24 protein-coding genes and 1 tRNA gene are annotated in these 24921 nt (G+C 61.5%); 11 read left to right on the top strand and 14 right to left on the bottom strand.

Features of this window, described 5'->3' with window-relative positions; genetic code table 11:
* Positions 1-143: 143 nt before the first annotated feature.
* Positions 144-2048, bottom strand: coding sequence for a PspC domain-containing protein (locus tag H3T89_RS02880; RefSeq protein WP_198216210.1), 1905 nt, complete (start codon positions 2046-2048; stop codon positions 144-146).
* Positions 2049-2188: 140 nt separating this feature from the next.
* On the opposite strand from H3T89_RS02880, the gene H3T89_RS02885 reads away from it, so the two are divergent.
* Together H3T89_RS02885 and H3T89_RS02890 are read left to right on the top strand one after the other, a co-directional pair.
* Positions 2189-3475, top strand: a complete 1287-nt coding sequence (locus H3T89_RS02885; protein ID WP_198216211.1) for an ATP-binding protein — start codon at positions 2189-2191, stop codon at positions 3473-3475.
* Positions 3476-3573: 98 nt separating this feature from the next.
* Entirely contained in the window at positions 3574-4275 is a 702-nt protein-coding gene (locus H3T89_RS02890) for a LuxR C-terminal-related transcriptional regulator (protein ID WP_198216212.1), read from the top strand.
* 8 nt (positions 4276-4283) lie between these two features.
* Here the strand turns inward: H3T89_RS02890 and H3T89_RS02895 are convergent, their stop codons facing one another.
* Entirely contained in the window at positions 4284-5018 is a 735-nt protein-coding gene (locus H3T89_RS02895; RefSeq protein ID WP_198216213.1) for a hypothetical protein, read from the bottom strand.
* A 172-nt stretch (positions 5019-5190) separates the two neighbouring features.
* Between H3T89_RS02895 and H3T89_RS02900 the strand changes: the two genes are divergently transcribed.
* The gene (locus H3T89_RS02900; RefSeq protein WP_198216214.1) at positions 5191-5802 is read left to right on the top strand and encodes a Type 1 glutamine amidotransferase-like domain-containing protein; all 612 of its coding nucleotides are present in this window, start codon (positions 5191-5193) and stop codon (positions 5800-5802) included.
* Positions 5803-5812: 10 nt separating this feature from the next.
* Here H3T89_RS02900 and H3T89_RS02905 read toward each other — a convergent pair whose 3' ends face one another.
* The 7 genes from H3T89_RS02905 to H3T89_RS02935 all read right to left on the bottom strand — a co-directional run bounded on the left by H3T89_RS02905 (position 5813) and on the right by H3T89_RS02935 (position 12014).
* Positions 5813-7372 (bottom strand): ClC family H(+)/Cl(-) exchange transporter, encoded by a 1560-nt coding sequence (locus H3T89_RS02905; RefSeq protein WP_232348447.1) that lies wholly within the window; start codon positions 7370-7372, stop codon positions 5813-5815.
* Between the two features lie 127 nt (positions 7373-7499).
* Entirely contained in the window at positions 7500-8036 is a 537-nt protein-coding gene (locus tag H3T89_RS02910) for a YbaK/EbsC family protein (protein ID WP_198216216.1), read from the bottom strand.
* A 73-nt stretch (positions 8037-8109) separates the two neighbouring features.
* Positions 8110-8607: a hypothetical protein gene (locus H3T89_RS02915; RefSeq protein ID WP_045935686.1), complete on the bottom strand. Its 498-nt coding sequence runs from the start codon at positions 8605-8607 to the stop codon at positions 8110-8112.
* A 202-nt stretch (positions 8608-8809) separates the two neighbouring features.
* Positions 8810-8894, bottom strand: a tRNA-Ser gene (locus H3T89_RS02920).
* 93 nt (positions 8895-8987) lie between these two features.
* Entirely contained in the window at positions 8988-10274 is a 1287-nt protein-coding gene (gene serS / locus H3T89_RS02925) for a serine--tRNA ligase (RefSeq protein WP_198216217.1), read from the bottom strand.
* A 174-nt stretch (positions 10275-10448) separates the two neighbouring features.
* Positions 10449-11324, bottom strand: a complete 876-nt coding sequence (sdaAA, locus tag H3T89_RS02930) for an L-serine ammonia-lyase, iron-sulfur-dependent, subunit alpha (RefSeq protein ID WP_198216218.1) — start codon at positions 11322-11324, stop codon at positions 10449-10451.
* Positions 11325-11336: 12 nt separating this feature from the next.
* The gene (locus H3T89_RS02935) at positions 11337-12014 is read right to left on the bottom strand and encodes a serine dehydratase beta chain (RefSeq protein ID WP_110417582.1); all 678 of its coding nucleotides are present in this window, start codon (positions 12012-12014) and stop codon (positions 11337-11339) included.
* A gap of 220 nt (positions 12015-12234) precedes the next feature.
* On the opposite strand from H3T89_RS02935, the gene H3T89_RS02940 reads away from it, so the two are divergent.
* The 4 genes from H3T89_RS02940 (at position 12235) to rpiA (ending at position 16949) form a co-directional block, all read left to right on the top strand.
* Positions 12235-13329: a diacylglycerol/lipid kinase family protein gene (locus H3T89_RS02940; protein WP_198216219.1), complete on the top strand. Its 1095-nt coding sequence runs from the start codon at positions 12235-12237 to the stop codon at positions 13327-13329.
* Positions 13330-13391: 62 nt separating this feature from the next.
* Entirely contained in the window at positions 13392-15065 is a 1674-nt protein-coding gene (pgm, locus tag H3T89_RS02945) for a phosphoglucomutase (alpha-D-glucose-1,6-bisphosphate-dependent) (RefSeq protein ID WP_198216220.1), read from the top strand.
* A gap of 83 nt (positions 15066-15148) precedes the next feature.
* Positions 15149-16144, top strand: coding sequence for a ribonuclease H family protein (locus H3T89_RS02950; protein WP_198216221.1), 996 nt, complete (start codon positions 15149-15151; stop codon positions 16142-16144).
* A gap of 106 nt (positions 16145-16250) precedes the next feature.
* Positions 16251-16949: a ribose-5-phosphate isomerase RpiA gene (gene rpiA, locus H3T89_RS02955; protein WP_015022313.1), complete on the top strand. Its 699-nt coding sequence runs from the start codon at positions 16251-16253 to the stop codon at positions 16947-16949.
* 134 nt (positions 16950-17083) lie between these two features.
* Here rpiA and H3T89_RS02960 read toward each other — a convergent pair whose 3' ends face one another.
* Entirely contained in the window at positions 17084-17173 is a 90-nt protein-coding gene (locus tag H3T89_RS02960; RefSeq protein WP_004268639.1) for a 30S ribosomal protein bS22, read from the bottom strand.
* Positions 17174-17240: 67 nt separating this feature from the next.
* Positions 17241-17894, bottom strand: a complete 654-nt coding sequence (locus H3T89_RS02965; RefSeq protein ID WP_015022314.1) for a hypothetical protein — start codon at positions 17892-17894, stop codon at positions 17241-17243.
* A 90-nt stretch (positions 17895-17984) separates the two neighbouring features.
* Here H3T89_RS02965 and radA point away from each other — a divergent pair, with 90 nt between their 5' ends.
* The 4 genes from radA (at position 17985) to H3T89_RS02985 (ending at position 22029) form a co-directional block, all read left to right on the top strand.
* Entirely contained in the window at positions 17985-19394 is a 1410-nt protein-coding gene (gene radA / locus H3T89_RS02970; RefSeq protein WP_198216222.1) for a DNA repair protein RadA, read from the top strand.
* 124 nt (positions 19395-19518) lie between these two features.
* Positions 19519-20382, top strand: a complete 864-nt coding sequence (locus H3T89_RS02975) for an ABC transporter substrate-binding protein (protein WP_198216223.1) — start codon at positions 19519-19521, stop codon at positions 20380-20382.
* A gap of 25 nt (positions 20383-20407) precedes the next feature.
* A complete protein-coding gene (locus H3T89_RS02980; protein ID WP_154312756.1) occupies positions 20408-21265 on the top strand; it encodes an amino acid ABC transporter permease in 858 nt (285 codons plus the stop codon).
* Positions 21262-22029 carry an amino acid ABC transporter ATP-binding protein gene (locus tag H3T89_RS02985; RefSeq protein WP_198216224.1) on the top strand — a complete coding sequence of 256 codons (768 nt, stop codon included), beginning with the start codon at positions 21262-21264 and terminating at the stop codon, positions 22027-22029. The genes H3T89_RS02980 and H3T89_RS02985 overlap by 4 nt, the downstream gene beginning before the upstream one ends.
* 12 nt (positions 22030-22041) lie before the next feature.
* On the opposite strand, the gene ribF is transcribed toward H3T89_RS02985, so the two are convergent.
* The 3 genes from ribF to rbfA form a co-directional block, all read right to left on the bottom strand.
* Entirely contained in the window at positions 22042-23184 is a 1143-nt protein-coding gene (gene ribF / locus H3T89_RS02990; protein ID WP_198216225.1) for a bifunctional riboflavin kinase/FMN adenylyltransferase, read from the bottom strand.
* A 120-nt stretch (positions 23185-23304) separates the two neighbouring features.
* Positions 23305-24333, bottom strand: coding sequence for a tRNA pseudouridine(55) synthase TruB (truB, locus tag H3T89_RS02995; RefSeq protein ID WP_198216358.1), 1029 nt, complete (start codon positions 24331-24333; stop codon positions 23305-23307).
* Between the two features lie 40 nt (positions 24334-24373).
* On the bottom strand, positions 24374-24880 hold the full coding sequence (rbfA, locus tag H3T89_RS03000) for a 30S ribosome-binding factor RbfA (RefSeq protein WP_033510894.1): 507 nt from the start codon (positions 24878-24880) through the stop codon (positions 24374-24376).
* Positions 24881-24921 lie beyond the last annotated feature (41 nt).

Below are 24921 nucleotides of genomic sequence, written 5' to 3' on the forward strand. Positions count from 1 at the left end.
GCAGGCTGGGGCCGCTAGGACGGACCGGCTCCGGAGGCTGCATCCGAACCTGGTATATCGGGGGTGCCTGTGATTCAACCGGCATGACCTTGGTGGCGCGCTCCTGACGATCCAGCGGCTGGCCTCCTTCTGGTTGCTGCATATCAGTCATCTTCCTGATCCTCCCCAAACTGCCATGGATTGTAGCTATAATCCCAATATTCATTGATCGAGCCGCTGTAGAGCTGCGCCCGCTTCGGCTGGGTAGCGCTCCCCTGGGCTTGCACGGTGACCCGTGCACCGTCCATGAGATTGGCTTCGACGATCAATTCGGGATCGTCGGGCATATGCCACTGATCCTCCTTGGATGCTCGCAGGGCTTCCTCCCAATTGCGTCGTGCAGCTGATGACGACGTATTGCCCCACCACATCCGGTTTCCCTGTTCCGTCTCGGTTATCCAGTCAGCCGCGCCTGATCCCAAGACCCTGTAGAGGTCGGCGTGCTCCCTGTAGGACAAACTGCATCCCTTAGGAATGAGCAGGCGAACGTCAGCATAGGCCACAGCCAGGCGGACGGTGCCCGTCGGGCAGCCTGAGACTGTGCTCACCGCATCATCCATAATCTGAACACGATGGGTGCCGTGTTCCCGCTCATAACCAGTCAGGTCAATGACGGCACTTCCCAGATCCTGCGGGTCTCCGACCAGCGCAATGCCGCGGCGGTAACGTCTCATGTCCGCACTGCTCGCCCCCAACGAGCGCCCATAGTTGTTGCCGTTAACCTGAACTGTGGCGTAGTCGGCCAAGATCCTGCGGTTCTGGGTTTGCTCAATGCCTGGTATGGCCGAACCGGTAGCCAGAATCAGAACAACCAGGCTGGCCATCAAGGCAATGGGAGTCAATCCTCCTGACCTGCGGCCCATCAAGCCCAGAATCAGTATGACCACGCCAAGTGCCAGCGTGACGCATCCAGCCCAGATCAGAGCATAGGCCAAGGCCGCATTCAATCCGCGATAGGGGTTCGTGGCCATCCACCAGACCCCTGCCCCGGAGACCAGGATCAGTCCTGACAGAAGACTGACCAGCACAGGTCCGGCGGGACGACGCCGCAGCCGGGGCGGAACCGACGGAGCCTTACGGGTCATTCCCGGCCCCGTCGGGAATGACCCGGCTGTGCCATAGCCCGGCCAGGCACTGAATCCATATGACTGATTCATGTTCCCAGCAGGTTCTGCAGGGCCTTCTGCCCCCGTCCAACCTCCGGGAGCTGCACCAGCGATGGGATTGCCCCCATATTGCGTATTATTCGAATCGCTGCCGGCGTTTGCCGAATCCTCCGTCTCAGAGATGGGTCCGGGAGAGGTTACCTCCCCTTGTTGCTCCAAAGTTCCATATGAATCGGAATGCTCTGGCTGGTCCTTGCATCCTTCCGAACTCGCATCACTTGCTGTCTGTGTATTGCTTCGCGTCCCTGTGTAATCCTGGTATCCCTCATATCCCGAAAAACTTGGGTGCTCAGGCTGATTCGAATACCGCTGCGAACCTGCACCACTCGGTCGTTGCGAATACTGCGGTCCCATCACCCAAGGATCGCCCGAAACCGGTCTGCCTGCATCCGGCCCAGCCCAATACCCTCTCTGGTACTCCAGGGCCTTATTGCGACTCCACCGGATAAGGAGATACAAAATCAACGCACCCAAAGCCAAGGAAATGATTCCGACTCCAGGAATCAGGATGGCCAGCAGCCAGTAAATGATGATACCCACCATGGAAGCGTGCCAAATCCCGTGAATCAGCTCCTGGGCGATAATGACCCCACGCCGGTCCGGCAAGACGAACCAGGCAAAACCGTAGAAGGCTGCACCGGTGCCGAAGAGGAAGACCGCCAAAATCATCAGCGCCCTGACCAGGGTCACGCTCCAGCCCAGCCGACGGGCCAAGGCTACGCAGACGCCGCCGATCCATCCCTGGTCGCGGATCAGATAGGACTCCCTGCAGGAGCGGAAGAACTTGTCGGACTTCCGCTGCCAGCCGTTATCAGGGCCATTGCCGTTCATGTCGCTACTCATATCTTCATTACAACACCCAGCGATCGCAAATCTTATGGGGGAACACCCTGATTCGACCCTGATTTCTTCTGCTTATCGCCTTATCGGCACCATCCGAAAACGATAATGGAAGCATGAACGCTCCCATGCAGGAACAGCAAATGCTGAAGGAACCACCTCCTCTGCACCCTGCGCGCATGCCCCTGATGAGGCCGCACAAGGGCAGAATCCTGTGCGGAGTCTGCAAGGGTATCAGCTTGCATCTGGGCATTCCCGTCTTCTGGATACGCCTGGTCATGGTTCTCCTGGCTCCCAAAATGATCACCTGCGTGGTCTATTGCTTTCTTTGGTTGATACTGCCCCAGGGCGATCCCACCCAGGCAGTCCAACCGAATGACCCGCGGTCGGCTCCGCTGGCACCCAGCATCCTTACTGAACAATCAGGTCAGAAGGAGAATCACAGCATCACCCCCGGGCGAATAACCAGACTGGTGGCAGGCCTGGGCATCATCCTCCTGCTGACCGCGGTTTTTCTGCTCAACAGCGGTATGCGCCCCGCCTTTGTCGTCCCCTGCCTGCTTTTCTGCGCCGGACTGGTACTGGCCTGGCTGAGACCGGAAAACCAAGGAACCGGCTACCACATGCCGGCCCTGATCGGCAGCCTGGCACTGATCCTGTCGGCAGCGGTGATCTTCCTGCTGTCCACCCAGGAATTGCCTTGGGCCCTGACCCTGATAGTCCTGGCCGGCCTGCTTCTTATAGGCGTGACCGCAGTGGTTGTGCCCTGGGTCGGCTCGATCCTCAGCCAGCTGGGCGATGAACGAGCCATGAAGGAACGCGAGGAGGAGCGGGCCGATATGGCAGCTCACCTGCATGATGGAGTCCTGCAGACCCTGGCTCTGATCCAGCTGCATGCCAACGATCCGCATACCGTCTTCTCTCTGGCCCGATCCCAGGAGCGCGATCTGCGCAACTGGCTCTATCAGGAACGCACCCCCTCAGACCGGTCAGTCAGCACAGGGCTGAGCCAGATAGCCGCACAGGTGGAGGACGAATCCGGCAAGCCGATCGAGGTGGTCACCGTAGGCGACGCCATGCCCTGCGCCCAGACCGATGCCCTGCTCAACGCGGCCCGGCAGGCCCTGGTAAATGCCGTCACCCACGGCGGAGAACCCATCTCCGTCTATTGCGAGGCCCGCAGGAATCAGGTTGAGGTCTACGTGCGCGACCACGGATCGGGCTTCGATATGGATGCGATCCCAGCTGACCGTCTGGGAATCCGAGAGTCCATCATCGGACGGATTCGTCGGCGTGGCGGCAGGGTTGAAATCGTCTCCCGTCCCGGCTGGGGCACCGAGGTCAGAATGCATATGCCGCTGTCCGAGGCCAGCCAGCATCAGGAGGGCACGGTTGGTCAGGCCGAAAAAGGGACTGATACCCCGCAATGATAGGATGCATGGTGAACCATTCATTCACAGACGCATGCCGGTCCAATCCCACCTGCACTTGAGGACCCGCGTCGGGAAAGGCAGGCTGAACCACGTCCATGACCACGACTGCAGCAGAGCCCCATCAAGCCGGAAATGGGCCCGCAAGCATCCGTGTAGCCGTCGTCGACGACCATGAGATGTTCCGCACCGGCGTCATCACCACCCTGCAGCCGCATTTTCATGTCGTGGGCCAGGCGGCAGACGTGGAATCCTCCATCCTTATGGTCAGGCAGACACGGCCCGATGTGGTTCTACTGGATGTGCACGTGCCCGGTGGCCAGGGCGGCGGGGGCGCCGAAATCCTGAGCCGTTCCCATCCCCTCTCCCCGCAGTCGGTCTTTCTGGCCCTTTCCGTATCCGACTCGCCCAGGGACGTGGGCTCGGTCATCCGCGCCGGAGCCCGTGGTTACGTGACCAAGACCATCTCCGCCAAGGACCTGGTCTCCTCAATCCGTCAGGTTCATGAAGGGTACGCTGTCTTCTCCCCCAAGCTGGCTGGATTCGTGCTCTCCGCCTTCCAGGAGGACGAGGCAGCGGATGCCGGACTGGCAGAAGACGACGAACTGAATCGACTCTCCGCGCGCGAGCAGGAAGTCATGCGCCTGATTGCCCGCGGCTACACCTATCGCGAGGTGGCCTCCGAGCTTTTCATCTCCATCAAGACGGTTGAGAGCCATGTCTCCAACGTCCTGCGCAAACTCCAGTTATCCAACCGAACCGAACTGACCCGCTGGGCCGCAGACCGCCGGATCGTCTGAACGTCCGCTCAGCAGGCGATACCGCGCTGACGAAGAAGCCGACGCAGACTGCTGATGTCATGGGCAATTATTCCCTCCATGCCTAGTCGGTCGGCCATGGCAACATGCTCAGGATCCGCATCAACGAAGATCGTATGCCCTGGGCTGATGGCGAAGCGACGTAGGGCCAGACGATAGAAGAGCGAATCGGAGAGGTCCAGATGCTCCTGGGATGAAATCAGGACACCTTTCAGGGCAGAGAGCGGCGAAAGGGTCTCGGATGCCGCTTTAATAAGCTGACTGGTCGTTGCCGCCAGACCCCAAAGGGTCAGGCCAGCTCGCCGCAGATCCCCCAGCAGATCTGATGCTCCGGGAAGCAGGCCCTTCACGGCCAGAGTGTAGTTTTCCAAACAAACGCGAATTACCCAGGCGACCGCAGGCCCGTGAGTGGTTTCATAGTCGGCCAGCGCCTGCTGTGGGTCCACGCCCAGATTGATCTGTCTTCTGACGCAGGCGAAGCCCCAAGGGTCCTCCGGGTCCAGCACCATATCGACCACCCCGTCAGGGTACTGTCCAACCAGGGCTCGACGCGGGTCCCAATCCACCAGAGCCCCAGGCAGAGCGAAGAGAATGCTGCCGCCGGGAGCTGCGGGATCGGGACGGTCATCGCTGAACCTCTCATTGCCGGAGAAATCATAACCAGACATGTCACTCAAGATGTCTTGGCCCGATTCCTGCAGGAACTCCTGATGCTGCCTTGCCATGCCCCCAGAATAAACATCTGGACCTACAGGGCCTGCGGCAGATTCCAGTCGATATGTGGTCAATCACTAGGTGGAGGCCATTGCATGGATATATTGGGGCCAGTATTGGTAGGATTTTACGTTTTGCTACCTGCCCAGGGCGGAAGTCCCGCCCGGCACGAAAGGAGCCGTCATGCGTCGGCTGCTGCTCACATCATCACTCTCCGCTACCGCTGACAGGCTGCCCGCCTTCCTCGAGGGCTCGTCTAAGAATCATACGGTGGCTTTCATCCCCACGGCCAATCTTCCACAGCGTTCGGATAGCTATGTCCAGGAGGCTCGCCAGGCTTTCACCGACATGGGCTGCCGGATTGACAACCTGGAAGTCTCGACCGCGGATGCGGAGACCATACGCCAGAGCCTGGAGGATGACGACCTGATCTATCTGTCCGGCGGCAATACTTTCTTCCTGCTACAGGAACTGCGTCGCTCAGGAGCCGCTGATCTGATCAAGCATCAAGTGGGTCAGGGCAAACCTTACATCGGCGAATCGGCTGGCGCTGTGGTGACCGGTCCCGATGTCGGTTTCCTGGATGCCATGGATCCACGCTCGGCCGCCCCTGATCTGGACTCCACCGTCGGGCTGGGCCTGGTGGACTTCCGTCTCCTCCCCCACCTCGATTCCGAACCATTCGCCGAGGTGACCAGGAAAATTCTGGACCGCTACGGCGACGATGGACCCATGGTGGCCATCAGCAACACCCAGGCCGTGGCAGTCCACGGACGGTGCTTGACCATCCTTTAAAGAAGACCCGTCAGCGACAGAGGCCTTCCATGACCTGGCGGGCCTGATCCAGACGATCACCAGGACAGAGCAGGATGACACCATCCCCAGCAAGCAGCCGAAGATCACCAGCTGGAATTAGCCTATGCTCGCCCCGGCGAAGACCGATTACGGCGCATCCGTGGGGCCATGGAACCTGTCCCAGCAGACGACCGGCCGCCGGACTGCCGTACTCTATAGGGAACTCCACAGTGACCCTGTCAGGAACCTGGGCATCGGGAGCACGTCCACGTCGATAACGCTCCAGCAAAGCCTCATATATAGGTTCGACACCCATCAGGTCAGACACCATCAGGGCCGTGAAGGCGCATAAGGCCACGGGGAGCATATGAACCAGGGAGCCGGACATCTCCACCGTCAGCAGGATGGAGGTTATGGGAGCCTTGACCGAGGCTGTCAGGGTGCCTGCCATGGCGCAGACCGCACAGACCGGAATAATCCGAACCGGCATTCCAAAGGCGGCTGCACCCATACCGCACAGGGACCCGGTCAGCGTGCCAACCGCCAGGATGGGCATGAAGATGCCACCGGGGGCGCCACTGCCAAAAGAACTGGCCGTAAAGAGCATCTTGACCAGAAGCAGGACCAGCAGGTTGACGGCCACCGACCAGGCCAGCTCGCGAACGCCTTCCGCCTTGCCGATCAGATCCTCGCCGCCACCCAGAACAGCAGGCAGCAGTAATCCGACGGGCAGCGCCAGTATGAGGGAGATCACCGGTCCCAACTTCGATGGCAGATGGCTGTAAAGACTCTGAGCACCCAGCAGCAGACGGTTCATGGCAGCTCCCACCAGACCTGCCACAAGCCCAAGGGGGATCATCAGCAGATACTGGGCGATGGTCAGCTGGGGCATAGCAGTAAAGTCCAGGACCGGACGCAGGCCGAAACGGTTTTTGGCGATGAAATCAGCACTCAGGCAGGCCATGGCCGCCGAAAGAAGAATCATGGGAGAAAAAGACCTGTGGATCTCCTCCAGGGCGAAGACCATCCCTGAAAGCGGCGCATTGAATGCTGCAGACAGACCGGCAGCCGCACCGGAGGTCACCAGGCAGGTCTCCTCCACACGGCTTCGGCGCAATCCTCGGGAAACCAGCTGGGAACCAGCCGCGCCGATCTGCACCGAGGGTCCCTCGCGCCCCAGAGACAAGCCGAACATGCCGCAGGCCAGACCGCCCAGGAACCGTACGCCCAGCACAGGAAGGGCAGGCATGCGCATGCCGTGGATGACCACTCCCTCGACCTGGGGAATACCGGAGCCGGAGGCCATGGGAACCCGGCCGATCATCCAGGCCAGGGCCAGGCCTACCAGCAGGGCGGCCAGCAGCCAAGGAAGGATCAACAGGGGCTGGTCACGCATCTGTGCGTAGGCCCATCGCGCGAACCTGGTGCCATAGCCGATGCCCTGCCTGTAAAACACCACCAGCACTCCCACCAGCAGTCCACAACAGGCGGCCCTGAACGCCACCAGCCACCGGCTGGTACGGCTCGGCCTGGTCACCTGCAGCGGATCGAAATGATGGGACTGATCCATCTCATCTGCCGACGGTCCTCTCCAAGATAGATTCAGCCTCACCGGCCTGCTCCTTCCCTCCTTTGCGCACGACGGTTTCCAGCATCTCTCTGGGCAGGGACCAGGAGCAATGGCTGAGCCTACGGCTTCAACTCTCTGGCAGTATGAAGACCTGGGATGCCAGCTTCCGAGCAAGATCCGGCAGGCAGGAGCCAGGCAGGCAGACGGACACTTCGTCGGAGCCCAGCGGCAAAGCGGTCTGTTCATCCGTGGCCGTCAGATTACCGTCCAGAACGACGGTATCCACCTGGCCCTGACGATCCACAAGATCCAGCAACGAGACCCGCCCCGGCACCGTATCCAGACACTGGCGCAGGGTGGCGGCCGAGGCCATGTGCAGCCTCCGGCATCCGACCACTTCCCGCACCTGGCGCAGATCCGGCCGCCTGATACCCCTGACTACCAGGAGTATCAGCAGACCTCCAACATCCTCCAGAAGCAGGAATTTGGACAAGTTTTCCACAGAGAGCCCCAGCAGATCAGCAATGCCCAGCTCCATACCCTGATCGATGGTATCCAAAGGCGGATGCTGAACGACGCGCCAATCGATTCTCAAACCGTCCAGCAGCTCTTGCACAGGCACAGGCACCATCCTGTCCCCTGAGCCTATTGACTTCTGGCCCATATCGCCTGTAACGCCACGGTCCGCTCTGGCCGCAGGTTGAGTGCCGCTGTCTCCTGAATTCATGGGCGTCTCGTCAGTCGTTGGCCACTTCCGAGTCGGGCTTCAGCTCCTTCTCCTTCTGGCCTATCCGCTTCCTGTCTATGCGGTAGTAGGCATTGAAGAGGCCGCCGGAGGTCAGCAGAACAATCAGAAGGACCAGCAGCCATATGTTCTCTTTGGCTTCGTATGTCTCGAGCAGCTCATATGAGGAGGAAACCATCTTCAGCCAGCCTGCGACCGACACGAAGTACCAGGCGGTCGCCTGGTCGAGGAAGCTTAGCGCCCGTCGACGTTCTGATCTGGTCCTGGTAGCCTGACGAAGAATTTCGTGCCCGCGTTTGCGCTCCAGCTGAATCTTGACGATGGGCACCAGCCACCACCAGGGCGAGACCTCATCCCAGTTCTTGCTGAGCTGATCAAAGTCGTCCAGGAGTTCCTGATATTCCTGCAGCTCCATCAGCCCCTGGAAGAGTGGGAATGTGAAAAGCAACCAATCCCCGATCAGAGAGACAATGGCGATGAATTGATCCACGACCCGACCTTTCCCTTGCAGAGTCGGCTCCCAAGGGTCGGCTCGCATGATTAAGCATGGCTACCATCCATCATTGTAGACACCAACTTCCGGCCCAAACCGCTGTGCAGCCGCTGACTTCAGGTCCGGAATTTAGGACTGCAAACGTGAGTTCCAGTGAATACAGGAATGCCCCGGATTGGGTTCCGGGGCATCAACCAGGCGGACAGGGCGGGATTCGAACCCGCGGTGGCTTGCGCCACAACGGTTTTCAAGACCGTCTCTTTCGGCCGCTCAGACACCTGTCCATAAGACGTGCCGATCAGGCACGTCACTCATCATACGACATCAAGGTTGGTCCAACCACCAGCGGAATGTCGACCAATCTCGGCAGAGGCGGCTCAGGCCTCCCAGGTCTTGGGCTCGATGACCTCCTTGCCGCCCACATAGGAGCGCATGGCCTCAGGGATGACGATGGAGCCGTCGGCATTCTGGTGGTTCTCCAGGATGGCGACCAGCCAACGGGTGGTGGCCAGGGTACCGTTCAGGGTGCTGACAGGACGGGTGGAGCCGTCCTCCAGCCGCTCGCGCTCGTTGAGGCGGCGGGCCTGGTACTCGGTACAGTTGGAGGTTGACGTCAGCTCGCGGTAGCGACCCTGGGTGGGTACCCAGGCCTCGCAGTCGAACTTGCGCGCAGCCGAGGATCCCAGGTCTCCTGCGGCGGTGTCGATGATCCGGTAGGGCACGTCCACCTTGGCCAGCATCTCCTGTTCCATGGCCAGCAGCTGCTGGTGCTGGTCGCGGGAGTCCTCCTGCTTGCAGTAGACGAACATCTCCACCTTGTCGAACTGGTGGACACGGATGATGCCCATGGTGTCCTTGCCGGCGGAGCCAGCCTCTCGCCGGTAGCAGCTGGACCAGCCACAGTAGCGCAACGGACCCTTGCTCAGATCCAGAATCTCGTCCTCGTGCATGCCTGCCAGGGAGACCTCGGAGGTACCCACCAGATACTGGTCGTCAGGCTCACGCAGACGATAGATCTCGTCGGCATGGGCATTGAGGAAGCCGGTGCCGGCCATGACCTCAGGCCGGACCAAGGTGGGGGTGATCGTAGGAATGAATCCATGCTCCATGGCCTGGTCCACGGCCATGGTCAGCATGGCGATCTCCAGCCGGGCCACATCCCCGCGCAGGAAGTAGAAGCGGGATCCGGAGACCTTGACGCCCCTGCGCATATCGATGCCGGCCACGCCCACGCCCAGGTCCAGGTGGTTCTTGGGTTCGAAGCCCTCCTTGGCGAAGTCGCGCGGAGTGCCGATCTTCTTGACCACCACGTAGTCGTCCTCGCCGCCCTCGGGTGCCTCGGGCTCCACTACGTTGCTGAACTTCCACATCAAATCGGTGTACCTGGCGTTGGCCTCGTCGGAGGCTGCCTTGCAGGCGTTCACCTTGTCCGACATGCTCTTGGTCAGGGCCAGAAGGTCGGCTTTCTCATCAGGAGAGGCCGAACCCATACGCTTGCCGAGGGTCTTCTGCTCGGCCCTGCGGCTTTCGTAATCCTGGAGTGCGGCCCTGCGCTCGCTGTCCGCCTTCAGCACTTCGTCGACGAGTTCGACCGATTCGCCACGTTTGCGCTGTGATTCACGGACAACATCCGGATGTTCCTGAATGAACCTGATATCTAACATATCTGAATTCTATGACTTTCAGGGGACACGAAAACCGGCCCCGCACACCTCATTCCGGGCCTTATGACCTCTGCTGCAACCGGTCCGGCCGCCGACCCAGTCGAAAAGAGCAAGAAGGACGGGAAGACGGACGGGAACCGATCGTCCCTGATATGTATATGCGCCTGCCCCGCATCACTTGCCGAATACAGTCTTACGGAACCGTTTGCCGGTGGGGGTGCCCGCGAGCCCGCCGATGCCGGTCTCCCTCAGTGATGAGGGCATGCTCTCGCCGATGGACTTCATGGCTGCAATGACCTCATCGGGCGGGATCCTGCTGACGCCACCCGACAAGGCGATATCAGCAGCGATCAAAGCGTTGGCAGTGCCGATGGCGTTGCGGTTGACGCAAGGCACCTCCACCAGCCCAGCCACAGGATCACAGACGAGGCCCAGCAGGTTGCTCATGGCTATGGCGAAGGCCTGGGCACTTGCATCAGGATCACCTCCTGCGCCTTCAACCGCTGCAGCAGCGGCCATGCCGGATGCGCTGCCCACCTCGGCCTGACAGCCTCCTGTGGCTCCGGAGATCATCGCCTTGTTGGCCGTAACCAGTCCGAAAGCCCCTGCCGTGAACAGGCAACGGATCAGCCCATCGTCATCCAGCCCCAGTCGGTTCCTGAGCACGGTGAGCACTCCGGGCAGGGTCCCGGAGGAGCCGGCCGTAGGAGTAGCGCAGATGATGCCCATGGCCGCGTTGACCTCATTGGTAGCCATGGCGGCCTCGACGGCCTGCAGGATGGCATCGCCGCTCAGGCTGGTTCGTGTCTTCCGGTAATGCTCCAGCAGAGCCGCCTGACCACCGCTCAGCCCAGTCTTGGAAAATACGCCATCGCCCTGGGACCCCCTGGCCACGGCAGCCTGCATGACCTGCAGGTTCCTGGCCATTCTCTCCCAGACCTGTTCGCGGGTCTGGTGGGAACGTCGCACCTCCTCGTCAATGGCCACTTCAGATATCGACGAGCCGCGCTCTTCGGCCATACTCACGAGTTCAGCGATTGAAGTGAACATGCGCCATGCCTCCTAGTCGATATAAATCATCCGGGACGAGTGACCCGCAATCTGCTTCTGCCGCTGCGCGGAAAGCGGATTGTCCAGATCGAACTCGTACACCGCCATGCCGGCCGGACCCTCGGGTTCATACCTGGTCTGCTTGGTCACGCCCTCCTCCCGAAGCAGATCGCGTATGCGCTCCAATCGCCGACCGGCGTCGTTTTCGGATTCATCTAGTTCCACCAATAGGATGGGCAGAAGCCCTGGAGGAGTGATCAGGCAGCCATCCAAGTTGATACGCCGCACTTCAATGGTCCCGCCCCCGATGGAACAAGCCGCGTAAATCACCCGACCGGCTGGGCCCTGCAAGTCCAGGATGGCGGTGTTCGGGTGGTCGATGGGACTTGGTTCGTCCTCCTCGTGGAAGGTCAAATCCATACCCTGCCTACGGGCGATGCCGATGGCATCAGGCACTCGGGGGTCATCAGGCGCAAAACCCAGCAGGCCGCTGATGATGGCATAGTCGGTACCGTGGCCGCTGTGCGTGCGAGCGAAAGAATCATAATAATGGATATCAGCACGGCTCGGAACACCTCCTGCAAGGATGTGGCCAACCCGTCCAATGGCCACCGCCCCGGCCGTGTGCGAGCTGGAGGGGCCAATCATGATGGGGCCTATGATGTCGAACACACTCTTGTACTTATCCATGCCCGCCTCCTCTTCCCATACCCCCGGGTTTTCCCGGACTTCCAGCGCACGAAGCCGTTGCAACTCCAGACCGAAGGGACCACATGGACCGAGTGCCATCTTAACTTTACGGTTTTCACTACTCAATCCGCTCATACTGTCAGCGTGATTGCTGTAGAGGGTTCGTTCACGTCGGACACGCCCAAGGGCTGCGGGTCGGCACGGCGCGCAAAATAGAGTCATGCCAATTCCAGCGGTCGTCATCCTCACCATCCTGGCAGCGGCGGCCATTGTCGTCACTGCGGTGGTGCTGATCGTCCGAGCCCAAAGACGGCATAGGTTCGCCATGCAGATCCTGGCCCGGGACGACGACCAGCTCAGCTACGCTTTCGTCATCAACCCCTCCAAGCCCCAGGCAGCCGCCGCCCGCGAGCGCATCCAGCAATACTGCCGGGATAAGGGCATTCGCGAGTTCAGCTTCATCGAAACCCAGCTGGATCGGGACGGGAGGGCCTGTGCCCGCATGGCACTGGAGCGTGGAGCCAACGTAGTCGTTGCCGTGGGCGGGGATGGGACAGTGCGCACCGTAGCCAGCGCCATGGCTTCCAGCGACCATGTCATGGGCATCATCCCCATCGGGACCGGAAACCTCTTCGCGCGGAACATGGGCATTCCCGTAGGCGATCTGGACGCTGCCCTGGCCGTGGCCACCTCGCACGGATCCACCCAGGTGGATGTGGGCCGCATGGCCTTGCTTGACGCAGACGATCAGGACCAAGGCCATGGTCACGCCTTCCTGATCATCGCCGGCATTGGCTTCGATGCTCTGATGATTGACGACACCGACCCCAATCTGAAGAAGACCGTCAGCTGGCTGGCTTATTTCATCAGCGGCGCCAAGCATCTGTTCGCACCCAAGTACACGGCCGACATCGCCATCACCCGGCCCGACCAGGTCACGCAGACCAACACCTCAGTGACCTTCCGTACTTTCATGGCCGGCAACTGCGGGGAGATTCCGGGGTTCTCCCTGATGCCCGATGCCTCCTACGATGACGGCATCCTGGACTTCGAGATCATCGACACCTCCGCCGGCCTGATCGGCTGGGCCAACCTCTTCGGTGATGTGATGCATCAGACCATCACCCGCAAGTCCAGCCAGAGCCCCCTGTCGACCAACTCCACCATCGTCCAGCTGCAGGGGACAAAGGCGGAGATCCGCCTGGAGAAGCCCGCCCTGGCCCAGGTGGACGGCGACATTCTGGGCGAGACCTGCCACATCGCACTCAGCGTGGACCACCAGGCCCTGGACGTGCGGGTGCCCCAGTCCGACTGAGACTGAAAGAGCCTGTTGCTCCTCTGTCCGCTTTCTCAGGCCGGGGTGGCATGATGGAAGCCATGACAGCACAGAATGCGGGCCAGCCTGCCAGCCCAGAAGATCTGATCAACGTCGACGATCTGATCGGCAGGTACTACGATCTCATTCCCGACCCTTCCACCCCCTCCCAGCAGGTGTCCTTCGGCACCTCCGGACATCGCGGTTCCGCCCTGACCACCTCCTTCAACGAGGCCCACATCGTGGCCATCAGCCAGGCCATAGCCGAACAGCGGGCCAAGGATGGAGTCAGCGGACCGCTCTATCTGGGCCGCGATACCCATGCCCTTTCCCTTCCCGCCTGGAAGACGGCTATCGAGGTCCTGACGGCAAACGGGGTACGGGTGCGAATCGACGCCAATGATGACTACACCCCCACCCCCACCGTCTCCCAGGCCATCCTGACACACAACCGGGCGGCCGACGGCACCCAGCGCTTCTCCGGCAAGGACCTGTCCGACGGAATCGTGGTCACTCCCTCCCACAATCCGCCCACAGACGGTGGATTCAAGTATGACCCGCCCACAGGCGGTCCTGCTCCGGCCGAAACCACCAACGCCATAGCACAACGGGCCAACGAGCTTCTGGGCGACTACAGGCGGGTCAAGCGGATTCCCTTCGAGGATGCCATCAAATCCGACCTGGTTGAGCGCTTCGACTACCGGGAACACTACGTGGCCGACCTGGGCAATGTCATCGACTTTGATCTGATCAGATCCTCAGGGGTCCGCCTGGGCATCGACCCGCTGGGCGGGGCCTCGGTCAACTACTGGCCGCTGATCAATGAAAAGTACGGTCTGAACATTGGCGTCGTCAACCCGGAGGTGGATCCGACCTGGCGGTTCATGACCATCGACCACGATGGGAAGATCCGCATGGATCCCAGCTCCCCCTATGCCATGAAGGGTCTGGTGGATCGCCTCAACGCCGGAGCCTGGGACTCCTACGACCTGGTAGGCGGCACCGATCCGGATGCTGACAGGCATGGCATCGTCTGCCCAGGGACCGGTGTCATGAACCCCAACCACTACATCGCCGTATGCGTGGAATACCTCTTCTCCGGCAACCGCCCCGGATGGCCCGAAGGCGCCGGCATCGGCAAAACCCTGGTCTCCTCCTCCCTGATCGACCGCGTGGCTGCCTCCATCCGAGCCAGGCTGATCGAGGTGCCTGTGGGCTTCAAGTGGTTCGTCGACCCCCTCTTCAAGGGTGAGGTGGCCTTCGGTGGCGAGGAGAGCTCCGGGATGAGCTTCCTGCGCCGGGACGGCCGTATCTGGACGACCGACAAGGACGGGCTGATCCCCGACCTCCTGGCTGCCGAAATCACCGCCAGGACCGGAAAGAATCCGGCCCAGCTCCACCAGGAGCAGGTGGAGCGCTTTGGCCAAAGCTGGTACAAGCGGGTGGACACCCCCACAACGTTGGAGCAGAAACAGAAGTTCACCCGGCTGAACGGCGACGATGTGACGGCTTCCACCCTGGCGGGCGAGCCCATCACTGCCAAGCTGACCGAGGCCCCGGGCAATGGGGCCAAAATCGGAGGCATCAAGGTGACCACCAAGAACAACTGGTTTGCCGCCCGCCCCTCCGGCACTGAGAACATTTACAAGGTCTATGCGGAATCCTTCGTTTCCCCTGAAGCCCTGGACCAGGTTCTGGACGACGCCGACCATGTAGTCGCCAAGGCCCTGGGCTGAACTGCAGACAGGGTCGCATCCCCACCCCTGCACCAGTCATAACTGGCGCGGGGGTTCTCAATTTTCTTGCTTAAACTGGAACCATGACCAATGACAAGAATCTGGTCGTCTCCACCGACGGCAGCGCACTGAGCAATCCCAACGGTCCCATGGGCTGGGCCTGGGCCGACCATCAGGGCGGTGACGCGGATGCAGGCGGCGCAAGCAACGGTACCAATCAAATCGGCGAACTATGCGCTGTGCTGCAGGCCCTACGCGCCCACCCAGGCGAGCGCCCGCTGGTCATCGAAACCGACTCCCAATACGCCATCAACTGCTCCACAACCTGGGTGCCCGGATGGAAGAAGAAAGGTTGGAAGAACTCCCAGGGCAAGCCGGTCAAGAACCGCCCCCTGATCGAAGCCATCGACCAGGAGATCCAGGCGCGGCAGGGATCGGTCAGGTTTGTATGGGTCAAGGGCCATGCCGGTGACACCTTCAATGAGAAAGTTGACACTCTGGCCCGCGGCTATGCCACAGCTGCAGGCAAGGGCGACCGGGAAGGCTGTCTGCCCATCGAGGGCTGGCGCTCGCTGCTGGCCTCACCCTATGCCAAGGGCACCCAGGTTCCGCCCACAGTCGAGGATGAGCTGGACGGAGGACCCCAAGTCCTGGACGAGCTGGGCCGCAAGAAGGTGCGCCTGGATCAGGAAGAGCAGAAAGAGCTGGCCGAAACCGCCGTCGAGTCCGAAGCGGTGGATGCCGAGCAGGCCAAATCTGTGGAAGCAACAGCCGACGCAGACGATGGCATACCCGATCCTGACGTAGCCGATGGTCAGGAAGACGAACCCTCACCGGATTCCAAGGACACCACGGACGCCGATACGCCTGACCTCGAGACCAAGGATTCCGGCGCTCGGGGGCTGAGAGCCAGCGGCCGCATCCGTATCACGCCACCTCCGTCCGGCAGCAGCATGTTCACTGGACAGGACCTGCATATCGTCGGCAGCATCGATCTGGACGCTGACATCGACCCTGACGGCTACGTGACCATCCATGAAGCACCTTTTCGTCTGCACGCCATCGAGGTAAGAGACTGAACGCCTCATGGACCGTCAGGGGCCATCGTCTACACTGGAGTGAACCTGAATCAACAAGACCCGCAGACATCAGTCGTTGAGTGCATGCGGGCATGAAGGAGCGTGTATGGACAAGACCGAGCAGGACAGACTGAAGAAGGCCGCCGGCATCGAAGCAGCCAAGCTGGTCGAGAACGGCATGACCGCTGGACTGGGCACCGGATCCACGGTCCGGTTCTTCGTGGATGAACTGGGACGGCGCGTCAAGGAGGAGGGCCTGGAGTTCACCGGCGTGACCACCTCCCGGCGGACCAAGGAGCAGGCTGAAGGCTACGGAATCCACATCGTCGACATCGACCAGGTGGATCACATTGATGTCACCATCGACGGGGCCGACGAGGTCGACAAGGACTTCAACGGCATCAAGGGCGGCGGCGCAGCCCTGCTCTGGGAGAAGATCGTGGCCGTCAATTCTCGAAAGATCGTCTGGATTGTGGACGAGTCAAAGGTGGTCGACACCATCGGCCGCTTCCCCCTGCCAGTGGAGGTCATCCCCTTCGGCGAGCGCCACGTCCTGGATCGCTTCAAGGAGCGCGGCTACAACCCAGTACTGCGGCTGGACGGCCAGGGGCAGCCGGTTCTGACCGACGAGCACAACCACATCATCGATCTGCATCTGGATCGGATCGAGCACCCGCAGGATCTGGCCCAGGACCTGATCACCACCGTGGGTGTCGTGGAGCACGGCCTCTTCCTCAACATGGTCGACACAGTCATCGTGGGCGACCCCAACGGACCCCGGGTCATGACCAACGCCAACAAGTGAGCGTCAGCAACCATCCCCCATGCTGGTTGGAAGCATCCGGCTTGCCACGATGACCGGCGATGAATATATGAAGCCCCCCGCGTCCATTCGACGCGGGGGGCTTCGTTGACCCTTAAGGGCCATAAGTCATAAAGCTACTTGCGCTGGTGACGAGTCTTGCGCAGCAGTTTGCGGTGCTTCTTCTTGCTCATCCGCTTGCGGCGCTTCTTGATGACAGAACCCATCCGAGCCTCCGATCCTTAGTTACCTGGAAGTGTCCAACTTGCTTATCTTACACCGCTTGCGGGACGACTAGAGCGGAAAGGCCTTGTAAAAAGCCTCCAGCGCAGTCCGTTGGCCCTGGGCGCGGAAGACCACCGTATCATTCTGCCAGATGACAATAGCCTTGTGCTCGTCGTCGCCATCCTTCTTCTCCAGGTAGGATCCGGTCACCGTGCCGCCGCTGCGAACATTGCCAGAGGCCAGCTCCTTGCCGGACATGCCCGTGGACTGGCTGTCATAGAGCGCCTTGGCATCCTCGCTCCTGGACCATTGAGCCAGGTGGAGTGTCACATCGCCGCCGGACTTGCCGGATGAGTAGATCAGGTTGTACTCCTCAATAGGTGTACGGGTGCTCCACTCGCTGTCAGAATCCGCTTTGACACGGGCGAACTCGCCAACCGTATCGGGCATGGCCTTGAGCAGCTCGGAAGCCGAACCAGGCAGGGGCACCGCCGTGGCCTTGGGGCTGCTGGCTTGCGAGGGCTGTGAGGAGGCGGAGGCCGAAGCCTGAGTGACGGGCTCTTGGCTGCGCACCGCCCAGTGAGGCCAGACGAAGGCCGATAGGAGCACCAGGACCACCACCGCCGCCAGTGCGATGACCAGACCGATCCGTCGACTGCGCTGCTTGGCGCGCGCGGAAGGGCCAGGGGAAGAGGACAGTGGTGCAGTAGGATTGTCAGCCATGCCTCCATTCTCTCATGGGCAGGGTGTCGGCACTGCGAAGATGACGTAAAAGCCCAGCTTCTCGTCCCTGAATCCCGATAGCGTGCAGGTATGGCCAAGACGACGACGCAATACGTGTGCACGGAGTGCGGCTGGACCGGCGGCAAGTGGTTCGGACGCTGCCCGGAATGCGGCCAGTGGGGAACCATCGAGGAATTTCACGAAGCCCGTGTCGTAGGTGCAGGCGGTGGTCTGTCCTCCTCCGGCGGCAGCCATACAGCACCGGCTCCTCCGAGGACCGGCCTGGCCCGACCCATTACCCGGGTAGACACGGACCAGGTAAAGCGGATTCCCACGGGATTCGAGGAGTTCGACCGAGTTCTGGGCGGGGGTATCGTACCCGGGTCGGTCATTCTCTTGGCCGGTGAGCCGGGCATCGGCAAGTCCACCCTCCTGCTGGAGACCGCTGGCCGTGTGGCCAACCGGGGCGATGAGAGGGGCAAAGTGCTCTACATATCCGGCGAGGAGTCCCAGGCCCAGGTGCGGATGCGGGCCAGTCGGGTGGGAGCGCTCAAGGATTCACTGCTGCTGGCTTCCACGACCGATCTGGCTACGGTGCTGGGGCTGATTGAGCGCGAGAAGCCGACACTGGCCATTGTGGACTCGGCTCAGACCATCGTCTCCAGCCAGGTCGACGGCATCGCCGGGGGCTCAACGCAGGTGCGCGAGGTGGCCATCAGCCTGATCGACATGGCCAAGTCACACGACATCCCCATCCTCCTGGTTGGCCATGTAACCAAGGACGGCTCCATCGCCGGGCCGCGGACCCTGGAGCATCTGGTCGATGTGGTCTGCCAGTTCGAAGGCGACTCCCAGACCGCCCTGCGTCTGCTGAGAGCGGTCAAGAACCGGTTCGGCCCCACCGACGAGGTGGGCTGCTTCGACATGGGCGAGCAGGGCATCGAAGAGGTCAGCGATCCCACAGGGCTCTTCCTGTCCACGGCCGGGCAGGAGGTGGAGGGTACCTGCGTGACCTTCACCTTGGACGGCCACCGCAGTCTGCCCATCGAGATCCAAGCATTGGTCACCTCCTCAGTCCTGCCCACGCCCAGACGCAACACCAACGGGATCGACGCCAACCGCCTGGCCATGCTGGCTGCAGTGCTCTACCGCCACGGCCGGGTCAATTTGCTGACAAGGGACCTGTATGTGTCCACTATCGCCGGTGGGTTGGCCAAGGAGCCCGGATGCGATCTGGCCATCGTGGCCGCCCTGGCCAGTGCAGCCAAGTCCCGGCCCATCCTGCGCACAACCTGTGCCATGGGCGAGATATCGCTGACAGGGCAGGTCAGGCCGGTACCTCAGCTCAACCACCGGTTGCAGGAGGCCGCCCGCCTGGGATTCACCCGGGCGCTGGTCCCACCCGACCGACATTCAGGAGGCCGAAAGCCCATTCCGGGCCTGGAAGTGGTTGAAGTAGCCTATCTGGCCGAGGCCCTGGAGGCTCTGGGACTGGTTTAAGCCCATTGGCTGCCAGTCACCTATTGCACAATATGGCGTTCACCTGCCGACTCGTTAACCTGCCGGACTAGGATGGAGTCGCCGGAAGACCGACACCCCTAATCATCGCGAGGAGCAGATCAGCATGACCATCTTCACCAGGAAAACCATACGCAGGCTGACGGCCGCCGCACTCACGACAGTCACGCTCATGGCCGGCGCGGCCTGTGGCTCCTCATCGAGCAACAGCAGGCAGTCAGTAGACAAGCAGGACATCACCCAGCAGACCATCAAACCTGGCACCCTGACCATTGCCACCGGAGACCCGGCCTACGCCCCCTACGTGCAGGACAACAAGCCCGAATCCGGCAAGGGCTACGAGGCAGCCGTGGCCTATGCAGTAGCAGAGAAAATGGGATTCGACAAGGCGCACGTCACCTGGGCCCGGACCACCTTTGACGCCGCCATCGCGCCGGGCAGCAAGGACTACGACCTGAACATCCAGCAGTTCTCCATCACACCGGAACGCCGTCAGGCTGTGGACTTCACACCCAGCTACTACAACTCCACCCAGTCGCTGGTGGTCAGGAACAACTCTCCATACGCCTCCGCCACCTCCCTTGCTCAGATCAAGGATGCCAAGATAGGAGCCATGGTCGGCTCCACCTCATACGAGATGGCCCACAAGCTGGTCAAGCCTGACATCGACACCTTCAATGACGACGTGGCCTCATCCCAGGCCTTGGATGCCAATCAGATCGACGCGCTTGTCGTGGACACCCCCTCGGCCGTGACCATGGTCGATTCCGGGCAGGTCAAGAACGCCAAAATCCTCGGGCAGATCAAGGGCTCGCAGGACCCGGAGGGCATGGGCATAGTCCTGCCCAAGGGTTCCAAGTTGACACCGGCCGCCTCCAAGGCTGTCACCGCCCTGAAGAAGGATGGGACCTTGGACAAGCTGCAGAAGCAGTGGCTGCACGTCTACACCTCCCTGCCCACCCTGGGCTGAGAGAAGAAAGGAAACCTTGTCGTTCATGGCCACCTCGGCACAGGACGCGGTCAGCGATATCCAACGGGAACGGGAACGCTACGGCCGTCGACAGAATCTGCGCTCCGTGGCGGTCAGCATCGCCAGTACGCTTGTACTGGCCCTGCTGATCGCCCTGGGGCTGCACGCCTCACCTGGCTGGCCCCGAGTCAAGCAGTCGTTTTTCTCCGGCGCCTACTTCGCCCAAGCCTTTCCCAAGGTCCTCCAAGGGCTCTGGCTCAATCTGGAGGTCCTCTTCTTTGCGGTCATTGGCGTGGCCCTGTTGGGCACCCTGTTGGCCATGATTCGCACCAGCCGAAACCCGCTGCTCTTTCCCCTGCGGGTGCTGGCCCAGGTCTACACCACGATCATGAGGGGCATCCCCATGATCGTGGTCCTCTACCTGATCGGCTTCGGCATTCCCGGACTGGCCATCTTCAACCGGATTCCGGCAGCCCTGCTGGGCACCGTTGCGGTCATCCTCTCCTATTCGGCCTACATCGCCGAGGTGCTGAGGGCCGGCTTTCAGGACGTCGGCCCCTCCCAGAGGGCGTCGGCACGCTCACTGGGCCTGACCTCGGGGCAGACCATGCGTCTGGTGGTCATCCCCCAGGCCCTGCGCAAGGTGGCTCCGGCATTGATGAATGACTTCATCTCCATGCAGAAGGACGTGGGGCTGATCTCGGTCCTGGGAGCCGTCGACGCGGTCAGGGCGGCCCAGATCATCGTGGCCACCTCCTACAACTTCACCCCGTACGTGGTGGCCTCGGTGCTCTTCATCGCCACCTCGGTCCCCTTCATTCTTCTCAACGACTGGTATTCCAACCGTCTGCGCAAGCGCGAACAGAGCGGAGGCATGGTATGAGCGAACAGGCAGGCACCGATAAGGACCAGCCGGTGCTCCGTCTGGAGGATGTGCGAAAGACCTACCCTGGGGGCAACAAGGTCCTACGCGGCATCTCCATGACCATCATGCCTCATGAGACCGTGGCCCTGCTGGGTCCCTCAGGATCGGGCAAGTCCACCCTGATGAAGTGCATCAACCTTTTGGAGACCGTCAACGACGGCAGGATCTGGCTGGGCGGCACCGACATCACCGATCCCAGGATCAACCAGGATGCCTGCCGGGCCAGAATCGGCGTGGTATTCCAGCAGTTCAACCTCTTCCCCCATATGAACGTCCTGAAAAACGTGACACTGGGAGCCATCAAGGTCCACGGCATGCCCAAGGACCAGGCCAGGGAGCGTGCCCTGGAACTGCTGGATCGAATCGGCATGAGGAAGAAAGCCGGAGCCTACCCGGACCAGCTCTCCGGCGGCCAGCAGCAGCGGGTGGCCATCGTACGAGCCCTGATGACCGACCCGGAACTGCTCCTGCTGGATGAGATCACCTCAGCCCTGGACCCCATGCTGGTGGGCGAGGTCCTAGCCATGGTCTCGGAGCTGACCGCCGGTGGCACCACCATTCTCATGGCCACCCACGAGATGAGTTTCGCCCATCATGCGGCCAACCGGGTTGTCCTGCTGCTGGACGGTGTCATCGCCGAGAACGGAACCCCGCAAGAAGTCATGGACGAGTCTGAGAATCCGCGAACCAGGGAGTTCTTCAGCCACTTCCGAGGGCTGTGAGTTCCCAAGTTCCTACGGTCTCCGGTTGGTGGAAAATACTCTTCCTGCGGCCTTGGTCAGTTCCAGGGTGCGATCGGCATCCAGGGACAGCTGTCGTTTGAGGGGCTCCTCGCCCGCATACCGCTTCTGACCGCGCAGACGGCTGAGAAACTCCACGCGGACCCTGTGGCCGTACAGATCCACCCAGTCCGGCCGGACGGCATTGGCCTCCAGGATTCTTGGAGTCTGTTGTCCCGGGACCAGGAAAGTCTCCTTGGTGCCGATGGAGATGGCGGCAGGCATCCGCCAGGGCGAACCCTGGACCAACCGGCCCTCCCGGCCCTCCTGCGTCGCCATAGGATCCGTAGGCAGACCCAGGTCAACCAGCCAGCCTGCATAGACTCCATCCGCAGGCATCATCCCCTGGCTGTCAGGAGCAAGATTGGCAGTCGGAAATCCCAAGCGACGACCCCGCTGCTCCCCATGGACCACTGTGCCTTGAACCATGTGCGGCCGACCCAGAATATCCATTGCCGCATCCACATCGCCATCCAGGATCAACTGCCGAAGGTGGGAGCTGCTCCAAGCACGTACCCGGCGTCGCTCCAGGCCGTCGGCATCAGGCAGAGTGCAGTCGCCGGGTCCCTGGTCGTCCACGACTTCCAAGTTGAATAGTCCTGTGTCCGCCAAAGCAGCAATGGCTTTAATATCGCCGATTCGCCCTGCGCCCATCCGCGCATCACGGCCCAGGACCAGCGTTCGCATGGCCAGCTGTTCGGTAAGCTGCTTGAGGAAGAACCGATAGGACTTGGCCGCAAAAGCCAGCGTATATCGCACCACCACAACCTGATCCAGCCCCAGCTGGGCCATGATCCGCAGGCGCTCCTTCAGCGGCATGATCTGATCAGGGTCGTGGCGAATCAGGTCCGGGGACGGTTCAGTCATGTCATGGCTGTCGGCATAGCTATGGACCAGTTTGGGGCTGGGATCGAAGACCAGAGCCATGGGCCGGTCCTGTGCCTTGGCCGCGAGATCGACCACCCGGCGCAGGAGGGCCTGATGACCCCGATGCATGCCATCGAAGACACCGATGGTGACCACGCTGGACCGGGCCCCCAAGGTTCCCGGCCACCTGACAATGCCCGACTCATCCGGGCTGACCTGGCTGACCTTCATCCGCTTCCCATCATTTAGTCATTGCGGCCCCCGGACCCGGGCGCCGAAAATTCCTTAAGCACTGTATTCCCACCGTCGCACCCTGGCAAGACCCTGGGGCTAAACACGAACCTGCGCCCTTCATGTCTCGGTGTGGAAGACCACATCCGGCTTGGCCCCACCTCGTGAACCGGGCACCAGGATAGCAGCCAGACGCTGCTTGCCCACAGGTCCGGCCAGTGCTGCCGTGGGCCCGGCGACAGGCTGATGCAAGAATCCGCCATTGGCCACTCTGGCGGCCTGGTCGGTATCCAGGTTGAGGACAGGCATGCTCATGCGTGCCGCCTGCTCAAGACTCAGAGAGCCATCCAACATCCCCTGCCGGTCATGGTCCGGGACCATACGGCTGCGAATAACCGTCCGACCTTGTCGGTCCCGGTAGGTGTGGGGGACCACCTGACCGCCCACAACCTTGGACTTGAGGGCGGAATCCTCCAGGTCGAATGGACCTACCCGGATTCTTCTCAGGGCGGTCAGGTGGCCGCCAAGGTCCAGCCGCTCGCCCAGGTCGCGAGCCAGGGCCCGGATGTAGGTGCCGCTGGAGCAGATCACTTCCACATCCACATCGACCACCCTGGTGCCTTGGTCGGGCAATTCCACACGACGAAAATCGAGCAGACGGAAGGATGCAATTCGAATACGTCTGGGTTCCAGCTTGACCTCCTGACCTGCGCGAGCCAGGTCATAGGCCCGTCTGCCCTGGACCTTGATGGCGGAGAAGGCATCAGGCACCTGGTCTATCCAGCCGGTGAAGCAGCGATCAATCAAATCCTGCAGACCCTGGGCTGTCAGATTGTCCACATTCTGCGCGGCTCCAGGACGCACCGGCAGCAAATCCCCGTCAGCATCGTCCGTGGTGGTACCCAGTCCCAGACGTATGGTGGCCCGGTAGGCCTTGTCATGGCCGACGATGACCGTCAACAACCGCGTGGCTTGGCCGAACCCTACGACCAGCAGGCCAGTGGCCATGGGATCCAGGGTCCCGGCATGGCCCACGCGACGCATGCCGAGGACAGAGCGGACGGCAGCCACCACGTCATGGCTGGTCACACCGCTCGGCTTGTCGACAAGGATGATGCCCGAGATTGGTTCACCGGTGCCAAACTCCATACCATCCAGCGACTCGGAAGCCCTTGCCCTACCAATGCCTTCAGCGGTCGGCTTCATCCGCATCCTCTGCCGCAGGTTCGCCAGGGACGGAGTCCGACCCATCGGTCTCTTTTTCGTCGTCATGCCTGTACGGGTCGGGGTCGCCGGCGTAGCTGGCATTGACCCGGGCTTTGGCCATGGCCTCGTCCCGATGACGGGCCGCGGTCAGCACATCCTCAATCTCGGTCGCCTCGGCAGGCACCTCATCGTAGATGAAGCGCAAGGTAGGCGTCAGTCGCAGACCAGCCCGAGCACCGACCAGGGTGCGCAGCCTGCCAGAGGCCTGCCGCAGGGCTTGCTGGGCACGTTTGCGCTCCCCGGCCTCGTGACCGGACCGCCCCAACTGGGTCCAGTAGATCTTGGCTATCTGCAGGTCGTTGGTGACCCGAACCTCAGTGACGGTGACCCCTGCCAAGCGCTTGTCGTGCATCTGGGACTCCAGCGCAGAGGCCACAACCCGCTGTATCAGGGCTGCTATGCGTACAGCGCGGGGATTTTCACCCATCATGATTCCTTTCTCGAACCGTCTATGACCAATCGTCGCATTCA

It is taken from the genome of Bifidobacterium sp. W8114, assembly GCF_016101165.1.
Lineage (GTDB): Bacteria > Actinomycetota > Actinomycetes > Actinomycetales > Bifidobacteriaceae > Bombiscardovia > Bombiscardovia asteroides.

Bases quoted from the DNA above. Each gene is read 5' to 3' on its own strand.
- H3T89_RS02880 (WP_198216210.1), bottom strand. From the start codon at position 2,048: ATGAGTAGCGACATGAACGGCAATGGCCCTGATAACGGCTGGCAGCGG.
- H3T89_RS02885 (WP_198216211.1), top strand. From the start codon at position 2,189: ATGCTGAAGGAACCACCTCCTCTGCACCCTGCGCGCATGCCCCTGATG.
- H3T89_RS02890 (WP_198216212.1), top strand. From the start codon at position 3,574: ATGACCACGACTGCAGCAGAGCCCCATCAAGCCGGAAATGGGCCCGCA.
- H3T89_RS02895 (WP_198216213.1), bottom strand. From the start codon at position 5,018: ATGGCAAGGCAGCATCAGGAGTTCCTGCAGGAATCGGGCCAAGACATC.
- H3T89_RS02900 (WP_198216214.1), top strand. From the start codon at position 5,191: ATGCGTCGGCTGCTGCTCACATCATCACTCTCCGCTACCGCTGACAGG.
- H3T89_RS02905 (WP_232348447.1), bottom strand. From the start codon at position 7,372: ATGGATCAGTCCCATCATTTCGATCCGCTGCAGGTGACCAGGCCGAGC.
- H3T89_RS02910 (WP_198216216.1), bottom strand. From the start codon at position 8,036: ATGGGCCAGAAGTCAATAGGCTCAGGGGACAGGATGGTGCCTGTGCCT.
- serS (WP_198216217.1), bottom strand. From the start codon at position 10,274: ATGTTAGATATCAGGTTCATTCAGGAACATCCGGATGTTGTCCGTGAA.
- sdaAA (WP_198216218.1), bottom strand. From the start codon at position 11,324: ATGTTCACTTCAATCGCTGAACTCGTGAGTATGGCCGAAGAGCGCGGC.
- H3T89_RS02935 (WP_110417582.1), bottom strand. From the start codon at position 12,014: ATGGATAAGTACAAGAGTGTGTTCGACATCATAGGCCCCATCATGATT.
- H3T89_RS02940 (WP_198216219.1), top strand. From the start codon at position 12,235: ATGCCAATTCCAGCGGTCGTCATCCTCACCATCCTGGCAGCGGCGGCC.
- pgm (WP_198216220.1), top strand. From the start codon at position 13,392: ATGACAGCACAGAATGCGGGCCAGCCTGCCAGCCCAGAAGATCTGATC.
- H3T89_RS02950 (WP_198216221.1), top strand. From the start codon at position 15,149: ATGACCAATGACAAGAATCTGGTCGTCTCCACCGACGGCAGCGCACTG.
- rpiA (WP_015022313.1), top strand. From the start codon at position 16,251: ATGGACAAGACCGAGCAGGACAGACTGAAGAAGGCCGCCGGCATCGAA.
- H3T89_RS02960 (WP_004268639.1), bottom strand. From the start codon at position 17,173: ATGGGTTCTGTCATCAAGAAGCGCCGCAAGCGGATGAGCAAGAAGAAG.
- H3T89_RS02965 (WP_015022314.1), bottom strand. From the start codon at position 17,894: ATGGCTGACAATCCTACTGCACCACTGTCCTCTTCCCCTGGCCCTTCC.
- radA (WP_198216222.1), top strand. From the start codon at position 17,985: ATGGCCAAGACGACGACGCAATACGTGTGCACGGAGTGCGGCTGGACC.
- H3T89_RS02975 (WP_198216223.1), top strand. From the start codon at position 19,519: ATGACCATCTTCACCAGGAAAACCATACGCAGGCTGACGGCCGCCGCA.
- H3T89_RS02980 (WP_154312756.1), top strand. From the start codon at position 20,408: ATGGCCACCTCGGCACAGGACGCGGTCAGCGATATCCAACGGGAACGG.
- H3T89_RS02985 (WP_198216224.1), top strand. From the start codon at position 21,262: ATGAGCGAACAGGCAGGCACCGATAAGGACCAGCCGGTGCTCCGTCTG.
- ribF (WP_198216225.1), bottom strand. From the start codon at position 23,184: ATGAAGGTCAGCCAGGTCAGCCCGGATGAGTCGGGCATTGTCAGGTGG.
- truB (WP_198216358.1), bottom strand. From the start codon at position 24,333: ATGGAGTTTGGCACCGGTGAACCAATCTCGGGCATCATCCTTGTCGAC.
- rbfA (WP_033510894.1), bottom strand. From the start codon at position 24,880: ATGATGGGTGAAAATCCCCGCGCTGTACGCATAGCAGCCCTGATACAG.